This is a genomic window from Bacillus sp. AFS001701 (genome assembly GCF_002559405.1).
Classification (GTDB): domain Bacteria; phylum Bacillota; class Bacilli; order Bacillales; family Bacillaceae_G; genus Gottfriedia.
In genome coordinates, this window is the sequence record NZ_NTZO01000109.1 from 1 (window position 1) to 14,611 (window position 14,611).

A 14,611-nucleotide genomic window follows, 5' to 3' on the forward strand; every position below is an offset into this window, starting at 1 on the left:
TACTAGGATCATCTTTTATCAAAATAAATATGAAATGGAAGATAATTTACTAAATCCTCCTGTAGTCATTCGTCATTTTGACAAATCAATTAATATAACTAACCTTACTTTAAAACCTCCGTTAAGATTTAACTCCGACGGTAATATCTCTAGCTCTGGAACGATTTCAATTAAATATAAAAAAGCTGAATATATCGTTACTTTTTATTTAGGAAGTGGTCGATTTAAATATGATCGGAAATGAAAAAGGATTTACATTTATTGAGGCGGTTATTTCATTAAACTTACTAATTATTTTTTGTATTATGATTGTTCCTTCAATGTCATTATTTTTACAAAAAAAAGATAAGATAACGATTAGCAATATGGCAGATGACTTATTAACAGATATGGTTCATCTTTATTTTATGAACAGAGAAGATTTTAAAGAGGGTTTCCATTCAAAGAATGGCAAAGAGTTTTTAGTAAAATTAAACGCTAGAAATAATTTTAATTCGATTTGTATTACTTGGACTGATCGAAAAAAGGAAAGTGAAATATGTGAAGAAATTACAGAATGAAAAAGGCTTTACTTTACTAGAGACACTTTTTTCACTTGTTTTATTTTTAATGATTATTTCTATATCCACTTCAAGTATAAAAAGCTTTGTTCAACGAAATTACAGTTATGAATCCGTAAATAGGTTAGAATTAGATAATTTTATAAAAGAAGTTCAAAAAGAGGCAAACAAAAGTATAAGTTTTACAGTTCATTCCGACCTTCTTCTCTTTGAAGAGTTTAATCAAGTTACGATTAGTTATCGAAAATATGCAACGATTATTCGACGACAAAGGCTTGGATTAGGACATGAAATTGTACTTCAGAATATAAGGGATATAAAGTTTGAACAAATAAGTGAAAGGCAAATCCTAGTAAAAGTAATCGATTTAAATGGTGGAATTTATGAAAAAACTATTCGGATATTTATCAAATAAATTTAAAATACTTGGTGAAAATGGAGTGTATTTACCTTACACAATCTTTATGATAAATATTTTACTAATTTTTTTTCTAATACAAATAGATATTTTTCATTCGTTCAATACCTTTTATTCTTATACGAGAAATCAAAACAAACTAGACCGTGTACATTCACAAGCAATTTACGATTTAAAGCATGGTAATTTACCACTTCAAGGAAATACAGTAAAGTATTATAATAATACAAAAATTATATTGAATACTTATTTAGTTGCAAATGATGAATATCATGTAACTTTAACTAGTAGTAATTCAAAAATAAAAAAATATGTAGTTCAATTTAAATATAAAAAAAGTACAAATCAAGTATCGGATTGGATCGATTAAGTTGGAGGATAAAATGGACTCAATTTATTTAGTAGGATTTATGGGGTGTGGAAAGACGACTGTTGGAAAGGAATTAGCTAAAAGAGTAAACAAAAAATTTATTGATTTAGACGAGGAAATTGTTTCTCAAACAGGCAAAAGCATACCAAAATTGTTTAATGAGTTTGGTGAAAGCGGTTTTCGAGATATAGAAACACAAGTATTAAAAAATTTACCATCAAAAAAAATGATCACTTCAACAGGTGGTGGAATCATTCTTCGTGATGAAAACATTGGATATATGAAAGAAACTGGCAAAATAATTTATCTTGAAACTCCAATTGAAATAATATACGAAAGAATCCATTTGGATTTTAACCGACCAAATGCTGTAAATCGAACGATTGAAGAACTAACGGAACTGTTTCAAAAGAGAGAATCACAATATAAAAAAGCAGATTATGAAATTTCAACGAATAATTTAACACCAATTGAAATTGCGTTGGAAATCATTGACTGTTTAAATTATTCAAAAGGAGGAGATAGTAGAAATAAGTGATAAGAAAGTAAGGTGATTTCTATTGAAAACAAATGATTATGTAAAATATATGACAGAACAATTTATTAATTATATCGATCAACCAAAAGAGAAACGTGATTCAATAAAACAAGAAAAAGAAGAGTTGAAGGCCCCATTTTCTACTAACATGTTTGGAATGTTACCATTAAGTCTAGCTTTATTAATGAAAAAAGTTCAAAATCGTAAAGACAAAGAAAAGAAAAGTATTTAGTTAATAAGACTGATTTCAATTAAAGAAGTCAGTCTTTATTTTTTGGCATTAGAAGAAAAGGAAAGAGGAACAATCTTATTTAAAGTCCCTCTATACCTAATCTCCACTTAAAAGCCTTTAACTTAACTTATTCATTGTATTTGGTGATAGATAAAAAAGCCCACCATTAATAGCATCAACATGAATAATTGGTTCGTAAAGTTCTTTAAGTGCATTGAATTCTACATGATAATTTTCAGGTTTTTCTTCATCAGCTTCATAAAATTGATTTAATAAATCTAAATCATGTTGCCATCTATTCCTTGCTTCTTCAGCCCATACCGTATCTTCTTTTTCAATTATGTTTCGAAGTAATTGTTCCATTCGATTTAAACCACTTATTGGTTTAATCAAAGGTGACATGGAATAGCAAAAATCAGGTATTTTAGAGTTGAATTGGATTTTTTCAAGTTTTGTATGAAAATCTTTAATAATTCTTCCGGAAATTAAATGGATTCCAAAAGAATATAAATAATCTTTTTTATGATCACAAGTAAAAGAAACCTGATAATTAACAGCTAACCAAGGGTGTAATGCAATTTGTTGGCCCATAGGTGCTTTTGTGTCTTCATAAAGTCTAATTGACTGTCCTAGTTCATTAACGATTGAGAAAATTTGGTGAAGGCGGGGCGACCCAAAATGAACTTGTTCACCTTTAAGATCTTCGGGTGCATTATCACTATCTGTAATCAGTGTTAACTTCATAGGATTTGGGATACCGCCTGTTTTTTCTAAATAATGCCAATAGAAAGGGCGATTCATTAATTTTTTATCCATCTCAATTGTTAATTGTATTTCTAAATATGTTGGTGTTTTCTGTAGAATTTCACAATCATTATATCTGAAAAAGTATTCGATATAATCATGGATTTCATGTTGCTGCATAACTATCACCTGCTTGTTTATGTTGCTGTAATTGAATGATGGACGTTAAATTTTCCATTTTAATTTTCATTTCGCCTTCAGTTTTAGAGTGAATAAATATCTCATTCATATGAGCTTCAAAATCTTTATAAGGTATTCTAGTTAGAATATCATCCAGTTCACCAATCACACGCTCAAATAAATTGATTTTTTCATAAAGTAATCTTAGTATGTGTTCTTCAATTGAGCCAACAGTAGCAAAGTTATAGATACTTACATCCTCTGTTTGTCCAAGTCGATGTATACGTCCTATTCTTTGTTCAAGCCTCATAGGATTCCAAGGAAGGTCATAATTAATCATATTTGAACAAAATTGTAAGTTAATACCTTCACCACCAGCTTCGGTTGCTATTAGCACCTGTACACGATTTTTAAATAATTCTTTCATCCAATCTTTCTTACCTCGTTTAAAACCACCTCGAAATGGTACAGAGGTAATACCGTTTTGTTTTAATAACCATTGCAAATACAACTGTGTTGCACGATATTCAGTAAAAATAATTACTTTATCATTTATTTTTTTAATTAGTTCAACTACTTTATTTGCTTTTGAATTAGATGTAATTTGATTAATTTGATGAAAAATTTTCTCGATATAAGGATCGTTAATTTCAATATTTTCTTTTTCGAATCTTTGAAGCATTTTTTTCATTGATACATAAACAGCTTCACGACTACTACAAGCTTCACGTTTAAATGTTAAAAAGGAGAATGCTGAGGTTACCCCAGTATATTGTGATTTCTGCCATTCATCGATTAAATCATAAAGTTTTTGTTCTTCTTCATTAAAATTAATTAATACTGTTTCTACCTTTCGTTTTGTCCACTCAATGCCTGTATCTTGTCTACGATTTCGAACCATTACTTTTCCAATTAGTTCTCTTAATAAGTCTTCATGCTCTAATGAGCGGTTCTTAGCAGAAAAATATTCTTCAAAACTAGATTTATTACCTAAATGTCCAGGTTTTAATAAAGAAACTAAATGGAAAATTTCTTCTATGTTATTTTGAACTGGTGTAGCAGTAAGCAGTAAACAATATTTCTTTTTAAGATGTTGTACAAACTCATAGTTTTTTGTTTTATTATTTTTAAGTTTATGAGCTTCATCGATAATGACGAGATCATAGTTGATACCTAATATTTTTTCTCGATGAGGATCTCTTTTTGCGGTATCGATTGATGATACAACAACATCACAACTATCCCAGACATAGTTCTTTTTTTGTTGTGCGATTGCTGGAATATGGAATTTTGTATTTAATTCAAAGGTCCACTGTGATACAAGTGATGCAGGAACTAGTATAAGTACCTTATTAACTAAACCACGAATCATGTATTCTTTTAAAATTAAACCTGCCTCAACTGTTTTACCTAATCCTACTTCGTCAGCTAAAATTGCTTTTCCATTCATTTTTTCAATTACAGTCGTAGCTACATCTAGTTGATGAGGCAATGGAGTTAAATTTGGTAAATGAGTAGGAGCAATCATACCTGTAAAAGATGGAATTGCTAACTTTGTAGAAGTATGATAGGCAAGCTTATAATTCTCCCAATTTGACCATGGTCCATCATTCTCAAGCTTCTCTAAGAACTCTTCTTGCCATTCTGTATGGAATTTAATCTCAATTGACATGTAAACCTCACCTATTTCATTTTTATATTGGATAATCGTGAACGTTATAGTAGAATAACTGGTATAACGTTCGTTATTTTATTTTTAAAAAATTTCACTTGGATATTGATGAAACTTGTCGTTTAATGTTAGGATAATAGTGTAGAAAAAAAGTAAAAATTTATTATTCTTTTATTAAACAAAAAACTCATATTGTTAAGAAAAAACAGTTAACTAATATAGTTTGATAATATTTTCTTGTTTTCTACTAGTTTTTCCGAAAATATACAAAATATGTAAATTATTTAATGGTTAGCTGGACGAACTATTAATTTAGTTTTCCATCATGCTAGCATGTAGATAAGGGGGAAATGGCTACATGACGACTTTATTACGCACACCATTGTTTGAAGATTACAAAGTATTAGGTGGTAAAACAATTGATTTTGGTGGCTGGGAGCTACCTGTGCAATTTTCGAGCATTAAAGAAGAACACGAAGCTGTTCGTACAGCAGCTGGTTTATTTGATGTTTCTCACATGGGAGAAATTGAAGTAACTGGTAAAGATAGTCTTAAATATTTACAAAAAATGATGACAAATGATATTTCAAAATTAAATGAAGAAGGCGCATTATATACAGCAATGTGCTATGAAAATGCTGGAACGGTAGACGACTTACTAGTTTATAAGTATAACGATGAACACTATTTATTAGTTGTAAATGCGTCTAATATTGAAAAAGATTTCGAATGGTTAATTTCACATGTTGAAGATGATGTAAAAGTAGTTAATAAAAGTAATGAAGTTGCACAATTAGCTCTTCAAGGGCCAAAATCTGTTGCAATTTTACAACGTTTAACGAATGAGAACGTTACTGATATTAAGTATTTTACTTTCAAAGATAATGTATTAATTGGTGATCTAAATGTTTTAGTTTCACGCACAGGTTACACAGGTGAAGATGGATACGAGTTATACTTAGCTGCGGAAGATGCGTCTAAGCTTTGGACTTTACTTTTAGAAGCAGGTAAGGAAGACGGTTTAAAACCATGTGGATTAGGTGCTCGTGATACACTTCGTTTCGAAGCAGCTCTAGCATTATATGGTCAAGAACTAACTAAAGACATATCTCCATTAGAAGCTGGTATCGGCTTTGCTGTGAAGTTAAATAAAGAAGAAGATTTCTTCGGTAAAGAAGTTCTGAAAAATCAAAAAGAGCAAGGTGTACCTCGAAAACTTGTTGGAATTGAAATGATTGACAAAGGTATTCCAAGAACTCACTATCCTGTATATGTAAACGGGGAAGTAATTGGTGAAGTAACAAGTGGTACGCAATCTCCAACATTAAAGAAAAATATTGGACTTGCATTAATCAAATCTGAATTTTCTGCTTTAGGTACTGAACTTGAAGTTGAAATTCGAAATAAAAAATTAAAAGCAGTAGTAGTTTCGAAACCATTTTACAAAAGAGAGAAGAAGTAACTAGGGGGAGAAAGGGGATTACCTTAATGCATCGTTATTTACCAACGACAGAGCAAGATCGTCAAGAGATGTTAAAAGTAGTAGGTGTTTCATCAGTTGATGAATTATTTAGTGATATTCCTGAAAAAGTTCGATTTAATGGATTATTAAATATTAAAAAAGCAAAATCTGAATCTGATTTATTAAAAGAATTAACTGAATTAGCTAATAAAAATGCCAATTTAAGAGAGTATGTATCTTTCTTAGGAGCGGGTGTTTATGATCATTACTTACCAACTGTTGTAGATCATGTAATTTCACGTTCAGAGTTCTATACAGCTTACACTCCATATCAACCTGAGATTTCTCAAGGTGAACTTCAAGCAATTTTTGAATTCCAAACAATGATTTGTGAATTAACAGGTATGGATGTAGCAAACTCGTCAATGTATGACGGTGGTACTTCTTTAGCAGAAGCAACTACTTTAGCAGCAGGTCACAATGGTAAAAAACGTATTTTAGTATCAAAAGGTGTTCATCCACAATCACGTGAAGTTATCTTATCTTATGCTAAAGGTCAACACTTAGAGGTTGTTGAAATTGGCATTAAAGATGGAAGAACTGATATTGAAGAATTAAAAAATGAAATGAATGACAATGTAGCATGTGTTGTTGTTCAATATCCTAACTTCTATGGACAAGTAGAAGAATTAGCTGATATCGAACCAATTGCACATACTGGTAAAAGTTTATTCGTTGTTTCAAGTAACCCATTAGCATTAGCAGCTTTAACTCCTCCAGGAGAATTTGGAGCAGATATCGTTGCTGGTGACGCGCAAACATTTGGTATTCCTACTCAATTTGGTGGACCTCACTGCGGATACTTTGCAACTACTACTAAATTAATGCGTAAAATGCCAGGTCGCTTAGTTGGTCAAACTGTTGATGGTGAAGGTCGTCGCGGATTTGTATTAACACTTCAAGCTCGTGAACAACATATCCGTCGTGATAAAGCAACTTCAAATATTTGTTCTAACCAAGCGCTTAATGCATTAGCAGCTTCAGTTGCAATGACAGCTCTTGGAAAAAATGGTGCTGTAGAAATGGCAATGCAAAATATGTCTCGTACTCAATATATGAAGAAAAAATTAATTGAAAACGGTATCTCAGTTGTATTCCAAGGTGCTGCATTCAACGAACTTGTAATTGACGTAAAACAAAACGTATCTGAAGTCAATAAACAATTATTTACTAAGAAAATTATCGGTGGTTATGACTTAGCAAAAGTTGAACCTACTATGGCAAATCATATGCTAATCGCAGTAACTGAATTACGTTCTAAACAACATATTGATACATTTGTAGAAGAATTAGCATTATTAGTAGACGGAAAGGGGATTCAACATGCTGAAGGATCAACCGTTAGTTTTTGAGATAAGTAAAGAAGGTCGTATTGCATATAGTCTTCCTACAATGGATGTAGAAGAAATTGATATTAATGAAGTTATTCCGAGTGCGTATATCCGTAAAGAAAAAGCGGAATTACCAGAGGTTTCTGAATTAGATTTAATGCGCCATTATACTGCGTTATCTAAACGTAATCATGGTTTAGATTCAGGGTTCTATCCACTTGGATCATGTACGATGAAATACAATCCAAAAATCAATGAAGCTGTAGCACGTTTCGCAGGTTTTGCACATATTCATCCACTTCAAGATGAATATACAGTGCAAGGTGCTCTTGAATTAATGCATGAACTTCAACAAGAATTAAAAGAAATTACTGGAATGGATGAAGTAACGTTACAACCAGCTGCAGGTGCACATGGTGAGTGGACTGGATTAATGATTATCCGTGCTTATCACGAAAGCCGCGGTGACTTTAACCGTACTAAAGTAATCGTACCTGACTCTGCTCACGGAACAAACCCAGCATCAGCTACTGTAGCAGGCTTTGAAACAATCACAGTTAAATCTAATGAAAAAGGTTTAGTTGACCTTGACGATTTACGTCGTGTAGTTGATGAGAATGTTGCAGCATTAATGCTTACAAACCCTAATACATTAGGTCTTTTCGAAGAAGATATTTATGAAATCTCTGAGATCATCCACGCTGCTGGTGGTAAAGTTTACTATGATGGAGCAAACTTAAATGCTGTATTAAGTAAAGCACGCCCAGGAGACATGGGATTTGACGTAGTTCACTTAAATCTTCATAAAACATTTACTGGTCCTCACGGTGGAGGTGGTCCTGGTTCTGGTCCTGTTGGAGTTAAAGCAGATTTAATTCCTTATTTACCAGCACCAATCGTTGAGAAGGTTGGAGATGAGTACGTATTAAATTCAGACTGTCCAGAAACAATTGGTCGTGTTAAACCTTTCTTCGGAAACTTTGGAATTAATGTAAGAGCATATACTTATATTCGTTCAATGGGTCCTGAAGGATTAAAACAAGTAACTGAAGATGCGGTACTAAACGCTAACTACATGATGCGTCGTTTAGAGCCTCATTTCGATCTACCATTCGATCGTCATTGTAAGCATGAGTTCGTTTTAAGTGGAAAACGTCAAAAGAAATTAGGTGTTCGTACTTTAGATATTGCTAAACGCCTATTAGACTTTGGTTACCACCCACCAACAATCTACTTCCCATTAAACGTGGAAGAGTGTATCATGATTGAACCAACTGAAACAGAATCGAAAGAAACTTTAGATGCGTTCATCGATGCAATGATTACAATTGCTAAAGAAGCTGAAGAAAATCCAGAAATCGTACAAGAGGCTCCACATACAACTGTTGTAAGCCGTCTTGACGAAACTTTAGCAGCTCGTAAACCTGTATTACGTTATATTAAAGCATAAATCAAAAAGTTCCCTCATCGAAGGGAACTTTTTTTATGGACATATTTCTGAATAGTAATATAGAATCTGATCAAAATGAAACCGTGTTTTTTGGAACGACTTAATATCTATTTAATCCGATTTATCCGACCATCAAATGCCTGGACCAATGGTTGCTTTTGTTCCTTCACATAATCTTCAAATGCATCAAAGTCTGTTGGACCTTCTATTTTATTTTTACCTGATAGTAATATCGAGAAATTGTCACCACCATTAGCAAGATAGCTATTAGTAGTGACAGTATAACTAGTTTGTGGGCTAATTGGGGTACCATCTGTTCGCATGATATTAATCACTTTTTGACCAGAATCTTGCGTATTATCCCAAGTATATTTTAAACCTGATATTTGTAGCATCCGAACACTATCATGTTCCTGCCATTGTTGATTGAGAAGTTCCTGGATTTGTTCACCAGTTAATGTCATTTTAACGAGTTTAATTTTAAATGGTTGAATCGTGAACAATTCATCCAAAGTTATATCCCCTTTTGGAAGATCAGCACGTATTCCACTAAAGTTCATAAATGCGAAATCAGACTTCATTGCAAGTCGTTGTGAATCTGCAATCATATTTCCTAAACTAGATTCTCCATTATGATTCTTCTTACTTAAAATATCGTTTGCAGCTTTACCAACGACTTTATTAACGATCGGTTCAATTTTAGATTCATAATTTTGTATCATTTTTTTAATTCCAAGATCTGGTCTAATATCATCTTGGTAGACCATTTTTATACGTGCCTTTTTGTCTACAATATCTTTCGTATTAGGATCAATTGTTAACTGAATGACGGAGAAAGATGTTCCATAAGAGTAGGATTGAACAATCAGCTTTCCGTCTACTTCTTTGTTAAGATAAGTATGTGTATGTCCAGAAATTATTACGTCAACTTCATCATCCATTTTTTTTGCCATTCTAACGATTTCACCTATCGCATTTCCATTTGCTTTGGACTGATTTCCAACATTATGTGCCAGCACAACGATCGTTTTTACACCTTGTTTTTTAAGTGTTTTTACTGAATGATTGATTGCTTTTACTTCATCTATAAACTTTACACCATCTGTTTTATTTGGTGGTGCAATCTTTGGAGTATCTTTAATTACGACGCCAATAAATCCAATCGGTACGCCATTAATATTTTTAATACTGAATGGAGGCAGAAGGGTCTTACCAGTTTTATCGTCAATTACGTTGGCACATATATATGGGAAATTTGCCCCGTTAAAATAACCAGTTTTTTGATTATTTCCACCTTGGATCAACCGCATCATTTCATTCACACCACGATCGAATTCATGGTTCCCTAGAGTCCCATAGTCAAAATCCATCTTGTTTAATACTTCAATTGTAGGTTCATCCTGTAGAAATGAAGAAATTGGAGGACTTCCACCAACCATGTCACCAGCATGAACTAGAATAGTGTTTTTATTTTCTTTTTTCTTCTGATTCAAATATGCTGAAAGATATTCTACTCCGCCAACATTTCTGCCGTTAAATTTTCGGGTCGTATCTAATTGTCCATGAAAATCATTAATGCCAAGTAATTGTACTTGAATGAAACGGTTCTTATCTTTCTTGGTGTTAATAGGAATGTTTCTAGCAGCCGGATTACTAGAAACCATAAATACTCCTGCAGATAATGTAGTCGTAAGAACAAAAGCAAGAACTGCTTTTTTTAATGCGTTCCAATTCAATATATTCTCCCTCCTAATTTGCTAGTAGGTTACTTCCTAAGCATAGGGAAGGATTGTTAAAGCTACTTTGTTCTAGTGTGAATTTTCAGTTAAATTTGAAAACTGACTATTAATACGCTTTTAAGAAAAATTAAATATTTTTAAAATTTTTTTTAATTGCATTTTTATACGATATTAAAATGGATCAAAAGTAATATAAGATGAACTGGGGGGAGGAGGCACTAAAGAGTAATAGAGTTTTTAAAATCTACTAGTATACCTTTAGCCTTGCTTTCTCCATTACCTGCATTTAATACTTGCTTTAATAAACCTATAATCTACCCTAAAGAATCTACAATTCCTTATTGCCGTTCTTTTCACTGGATTGAATAAATACCCACAACAACATCAAATTCTTTTTGTAACAAACTAAAATTTCCCAAAAAACTTATTAATTGGTGTTGATTTTTTCTCACATAAGGAGGATAATTGTAACATTATTTTTAACTGAAAATTAACTAAATTAGGGGTAATAAAAATGAAAATCGTGAAATTTGGTGGGTCTTCATTAGCCACTTCGGAACAAATTGAAAAAGTATTTCAGATTGTTACATCAGATGTAGAACGTAAAATTATCGTTGTATCTGCACCAGGTAAAAGATTTCCAGATGATATCAAAGTTACCGATTTACTAATTAGTTGCGCACAACTTGCTCTACAGGGAAAGGATTATTCGAAAGAATTCCATCAAATTATTCAAAGGTATTCTGAAATTGCAAACGGATTAGGTTTATCTGAGGATATTGTGAATGAGATTTCATTAGGTATTGAACTTTCTTTAAGTAGTAAAAAGGATCATCCTGCAAGATATATGGATACTGTTATGGCTTGTGGGGAAGATAATTGTGCTAAATTAGTAGCGTCTTATTTTCAGTTAAAAGAACTTGAGGCAAGTTATATTAATCCAAAAGAAGCAGGTTTATTTGTTACAAATGAACCAGGACATGCCCAAGTTTTAGCGAAAAGCTATGAGAACCTATTTGAATTGAGAAAAAAATCTGGAATTCTTATTTTCCCAGGATTTTTTGGCTATTCAGAAGATGGACATATCGTTACATTTTCTCGCAGTGGCTCAGATATTACTGGTTCTGTTGTTGCCAACGGAGTTAAAGCTACTTTATATGAAAACTTTACTGATGTTGATGCAGTTTTTTCTGTAAATCCTACGATTATTCGTAATCCAAAGGAAATTAAGGAATTAACTTATCGAGAAATGAGAGAGTTATCTTATGCAGGCTTTAACGTATTTCATGACGAAGCATTGATACCTGCCTTTCAAGCTGGAATTCCAGTAAACATTAAAAATACGAATAATCCAACTGCTCCTGGTTCACGAATTGTTAAGGAACGTACGTTATCAAACGGTCCTTTAATTGGAATCGCGAGTGATAATGGATTTTGTAGTATTTATGTAAGCAAGTATTTAATGAACAGAGAAATAGGATTTGGGCGTAAATTATTGCAAATACTTGAGGATTATCAGATTTCTTATGAGCATCAGCCAAGTGGAATCGACGATATTTCAATTATTATTCGCCAAAATCAATTACCAGTTGAAACAGAATTTCAAATTATTAAACGGATCCAAGATGAATTAGATGCAGACCATGTGGTCGTTGAAAGAGACCTAGCTTTGATCATGTTAGTAGGTGAGGGGATGCGTCAAAATGTTGGTACTACTGCAAGAGCGAGTAAGGCGTTAGCAAATGCGGGAATAAATATTGAAATGATAAACCAAGGTTCTTCAGAAGTAAGTATGATGTTTGGAGTAAAATCATGCGATGAGAAAAATGCAGTACAAGTTATTTATGAGGAATTCTTCTCAAAAAGTGTCATCTAACTAAATTACTAAAATATAGATGAAAAGAATGAATATCTAACGTAATTCCTGAAAATGGAATACATAAGGAGTATATGAATATGACGGAAAAAGAAATACAATTACTTCAGTGTATTGAACAAAATGGTCGCTTAAGTAATGACGTAATAGCTAAAATGATTGGAGCTACAGAAGAAGAGGTAGCTGATATATTAACAAAATTTGAAAACGATCGTATTATTCTTCAATACATTACGCTTATTGATTGGGGAAAAGTTCCAGTCCAAGAAAGTATAACGGCTATGATTGATGTAAAAGTAGCACCAAAACGTGGGGTAGGGTTTGATGAGATTGCTGAAAAAATCTATTTATACCCGGAAGTTAAATCAGTTTATTTAATGTCAGGAACATATGACTTATCGGTTGTAGTTGAAGGGAAAACTATGACATCAATTGCTTCATTTGTATCCCAAAAACTATCGACTTTAGAATCTATTTTATCAACGACTACCCATTTTATTTTAAAACGTTATAAACATGATAGTATCGTATACGGTCAAAAACAAAGTGATAAGCGTATGGTGATCACGCCATGAGTAAATTTAATTTATCAAATACAGTTACTACACTACAACCATCAGGGATTCGAAAGTTTTTTGATTTAGCGGCTAGTATGGATAATGTCATTTCACTTGGGGTAGGTGAACCTGATTTTGTCACGCCTTGGAACGTGAGAGAAGCAAGCATTTATTCGTTAGAAACAGGACATACGGCATATACTTCAAACGCTGGACTGCTAGAATTACGTCAAGAAGTAAGTCGTTATTTTGCTAAGAAATTTGATGTGCATTATAGTCCAGAAGATGAATTAATAATAACTGTAGGGGCAAGTCAAGGGATTGATATTGCTTTAAGAACAATTTTAAATCCAGGGGATGAAGTAATCGTTATTGATCCATGCTTTGTTTCATATGCTCCTTTAGTTTCACTAGCAGGCGGTGTTCCAGTTCATTTATCAACGACAGGAGAAGAGGAATTTAAAATCAATCTTCAAGCCTTAAAAAAGAAACTTACACCGAAAACAAAGGCAATCTTACTTTGTAATCCTAATAATCCAACTGGTACTCTACTAGAAAAAGAATTATTAGAGGATTTAGCCGTATTTGTTAAAAAGCATAATTTAATTGTCATTTCTGATGAAATTTATGCTGAGCTTGTTTATGATGGCGAATATACAAGCTTTGCAAATATCGAAGGAATGCGAGACCATACAATTTTAATTTCTGGATTTTCTAAAACATTTGCAATGACAGGCTGGAGACTTGGAATTGTTGCAGCACCTTCAGACATTATTTCCCATATGCTGAAAGTTCATCAATATGCAATTATGTGTGCACCGACTATGTCACAGCATGCTGCAGTTGAAGCACTTCGAAATGGAGATCATGATGTAGAAGCAATGCGACGCAGTTATATGCAACGTCGTAATTTCCTTGTGCAATCTCTTCAAGAAATTGGATTATCATGTCATCTTCCAGGTGGGGCTTTTTATGTATTCCCATCAATACAGAATACTGGCTTAACATCAGAGGAGTTCGCTGAACAATTATTATTAAAAGAGAGAGTAGCAGTCGTCCCGGGAAATGTTTTTGGAGATTGTGGTGAAGGGTATATTCGATGTTCTTATGCAACTTCATTAAATCAATTAATTGAAGCTACAAAAAGGATTAATCGATTTTTACAGACTCTTCCTACTTACGAACCAACAAATTTTATTAAAGTTGAAAGTAAATAATCGAAAAATAAAGCTCTTGTTTTCATTTGAGGAAACAAGAGCTTTTATTTTATTGCAGTATATAATTCCTCTGTTTGAGCTTCAAGTATTCTTTCAGTAAAAATTGATGTAATTAAGTGATCGTAACCTAAGGTTTCACATAATATCCAGTTATTTTGCATTTCTAGAGGTAACGATTTTATTTTATCTTTTAATTCATTCATAA

General features: G+C 32.5%; 14 protein-coding genes and 1 pseudogene. 12 read left to right on the forward strand and 3 right to left on the reverse strand.

Annotated elements, in window-relative coordinates; translation table 11 throughout:
- The 6 genes and pseudogenes from CN514_RS09410 to CN514_RS09435 all read left to right on the forward strand — a co-directional run.
- Positions 1-244, forward strand: a pseudogene (locus CN514_RS09410) (hypothetical protein); the annotation flags it as partial.
- Complete coding sequence (locus CN514_RS09415) at positions 231-560, forward strand: type II secretion system protein (RefSeq protein ID WP_098232351.1); 330 nt, start codon at positions 231-233, stop codon at positions 558-560. The pseudogene CN514_RS09410 and the gene CN514_RS09415, both read left to right, overlap by 14 nt.
- A complete protein-coding gene (comGF, locus tag CN514_RS09420) occupies positions 541-975 on the forward strand; it encodes a competence type IV pilus minor pilin ComGF (RefSeq protein ID WP_098232352.1) in 435 nt (144 codons plus the stop codon). The genes CN514_RS09415 and comGF overlap by 20 nt, the downstream gene beginning before the upstream one ends.
- Positions 944-1,348: a hypothetical protein gene (locus tag CN514_RS09425; protein WP_098232353.1), complete on the forward strand. Its 405-nt coding sequence runs from the start codon at positions 944-946 to the stop codon at positions 1,346-1,348. Before comGF ends, CN514_RS09425 begins: the two co-directional genes overlap by 32 nt.
- A 13-nt stretch (positions 1,349-1,361) precedes the next feature.
- A complete protein-coding gene (locus tag CN514_RS09430; RefSeq protein WP_098232354.1) occupies positions 1,362-1,886 on the forward strand; it encodes a shikimate kinase in 525 nt (174 codons plus the stop codon).
- A gap of 22 nt (positions 1,887-1,908) precedes the next feature.
- On the forward strand, positions 1,909-2,118 hold the full coding sequence (locus tag CN514_RS09435) for a YqzE family protein (RefSeq protein ID WP_069034113.1): 210 nt from the start codon (positions 1,909-1,911) through the stop codon (positions 2,116-2,118).
- 117 nt (positions 2,119-2,235) lie between these two features.
- Here the strand turns inward: CN514_RS09435 and CN514_RS09440 are convergent, their stop codons facing one another.
- The gene (locus tag CN514_RS09440) at positions 2,236-3,042 is read right to left on the reverse strand and encodes a YqhG family protein (protein ID WP_098232355.1); all 807 of its coding nucleotides are present in this window, start codon (positions 3,040-3,042) and stop codon (positions 2,236-2,238) included.
- The gene (locus tag CN514_RS09445; protein WP_098232356.1) at positions 3,029-4,714 is read right to left on the reverse strand and encodes a DEAD/DEAH box helicase; all 1,686 of its coding nucleotides are present in this window, start codon (positions 4,712-4,714) and stop codon (positions 3,029-3,031) included. The genes CN514_RS09440 and CN514_RS09445 overlap by 14 nt, the downstream gene beginning before the upstream one ends.
- Positions 4,715-5,072: 358 nt before the next feature.
- On the opposite strand from CN514_RS09445, the gene gcvT reads away from it, so the two are divergent.
- From gcvT to gcvPB, 3 genes are read left to right on the forward strand one after another with little or no spacing between them, the layout of a single operon-like run.
- The gene (gcvT, locus tag CN514_RS09450) at positions 5,073-6,176 is read left to right on the forward strand and encodes a glycine cleavage system aminomethyltransferase GcvT (RefSeq protein WP_098232357.1); all 1,104 of its coding nucleotides are present in this window, start codon (positions 5,073-5,075) and stop codon (positions 6,174-6,176) included.
- 26 nt (positions 6,177-6,202) lie between these two features.
- Positions 6,203-7,588, forward strand: a complete 1,386-nt coding sequence (gcvPA, locus tag CN514_RS09455; protein WP_098232358.1) for an aminomethyl-transferring glycine dehydrogenase subunit GcvPA — start codon at positions 6,203-6,205, stop codon at positions 7,586-7,588.
- Positions 7,560-9,017: an aminomethyl-transferring glycine dehydrogenase subunit GcvPB gene (gene gcvPB, locus CN514_RS09460; protein WP_098232359.1), complete on the forward strand. Its 1,458-nt coding sequence runs from the start codon at positions 7,560-7,562 to the stop codon at positions 9,015-9,017. The genes gcvPA and gcvPB overlap by 29 nt, the downstream gene beginning before the upstream one ends.
- Before the next feature lie 107 nt (positions 9,018-9,124).
- Here gcvPB and CN514_RS09465 read toward each other — a convergent pair whose 3' ends face one another.
- Positions 9,125-10,681 carry a bifunctional metallophosphatase/5'-nucleotidase gene (locus CN514_RS09465; RefSeq protein ID WP_098232362.1) on the reverse strand — a complete coding sequence of 519 codons (1,557 nt, stop codon included), beginning with the start codon at positions 10,679-10,681 and terminating at the stop codon, positions 9,125-9,127.
- Positions 10,682-11,270: 589 nt separating this feature from the next.
- On the opposite strand from CN514_RS09465, the gene CN514_RS09470 reads away from it, so the two are divergent.
- The 3 genes from CN514_RS09470 to CN514_RS09480 all read left to right on the forward strand — a co-directional run bounded on the left by CN514_RS09470 (position 11,271) and on the right by CN514_RS09480 (position 14,406).
- Complete coding sequence (locus CN514_RS09470) at positions 11,271-12,632, forward strand: aspartate kinase (protein WP_098232360.1); 1,362 nt, start codon at positions 11,271-11,273, stop codon at positions 12,630-12,632.
- 74 nt (positions 12,633-12,706) lie between these two features.
- Positions 12,707-13,207: an Lrp/AsnC family transcriptional regulator gene (locus tag CN514_RS09475; RefSeq protein ID WP_175403500.1), complete on the forward strand. Its 501-nt coding sequence runs from the start codon at positions 12,707-12,709 to the stop codon at positions 13,205-13,207.
- Positions 13,204-14,406, forward strand: a complete 1,203-nt coding sequence (locus CN514_RS09480) for an aminotransferase (RefSeq protein ID WP_098232361.1) — start codon at positions 13,204-13,206, stop codon at positions 14,404-14,406. The genes CN514_RS09475 and CN514_RS09480 overlap by 4 nt, the downstream gene beginning before the upstream one ends.
- Positions 14,407-14,611 lie beyond the last annotated feature (205 nt).

What these genes read in the sequence shown, in the direction of transcription:
- CN514_RS09415 (WP_098232351.1), top strand. Translation starts at nt 231, where the DNA reads ATGATCGGAAATGAAAAAGGATTTACATTTATTGAGGCGGTTATTTCA.
- CN514_RS09425 (WP_098232353.1), top strand. Translation starts at nt 944, where the DNA reads ATGAAAAAACTATTCGGATATTTATCAAATAAATTTAAAATACTTGGT.
- CN514_RS09430 (WP_098232354.1), top strand. Translation starts at nt 1,362, where the DNA reads ATGGACTCAATTTATTTAGTAGGATTTATGGGGTGTGGAAAGACGACT.
- CN514_RS09440 (WP_098232355.1), bottom strand. Translation starts at nt 3,042, where the DNA reads ATGCAGCAACATGAAATCCATGATTATATCGAATACTTTTTCAGATAT.
- CN514_RS09445 (WP_098232356.1), bottom strand. Translation starts at nt 4,714, where the DNA reads ATGTCAATTGAGATTAAATTCCATACAGAATGGCAAGAAGAGTTCTTA.
- gcvT (WP_098232357.1), top strand. Translation starts at nt 5,073, where the DNA reads ATGACGACTTTATTACGCACACCATTGTTTGAAGATTACAAAGTATTA.
- gcvPA (WP_098232358.1), top strand. Translation starts at nt 6,203, where the DNA reads ATGCATCGTTATTTACCAACGACAGAGCAAGATCGTCAAGAGATGTTA.
- gcvPB (WP_098232359.1), top strand. Translation starts at nt 7,560, where the DNA reads ATGCTGAAGGATCAACCGTTAGTTTTTGAGATAAGTAAAGAAGGTCGT.
- CN514_RS09465 (WP_098232362.1), bottom strand. Translation starts at nt 10,681, where the DNA reads ATGGTTTCTAGTAATCCGGCTGCTAGAAACATTCCTATTAACACCAAG.
- CN514_RS09470 (WP_098232360.1), top strand. Translation starts at nt 11,271, where the DNA reads ATGAAAATCGTGAAATTTGGTGGGTCTTCATTAGCCACTTCGGAACAA.
- CN514_RS09475 (WP_175403500.1), top strand. Translation starts at nt 12,707, where the DNA reads ATGAATATGACGGAAAAAGAAATACAATTACTTCAGTGTATTGAACAA.
- CN514_RS09480 (WP_098232361.1), top strand. Translation starts at nt 13,204, where the DNA reads ATGAGTAAATTTAATTTATCAAATACAGTTACTACACTACAACCATCA.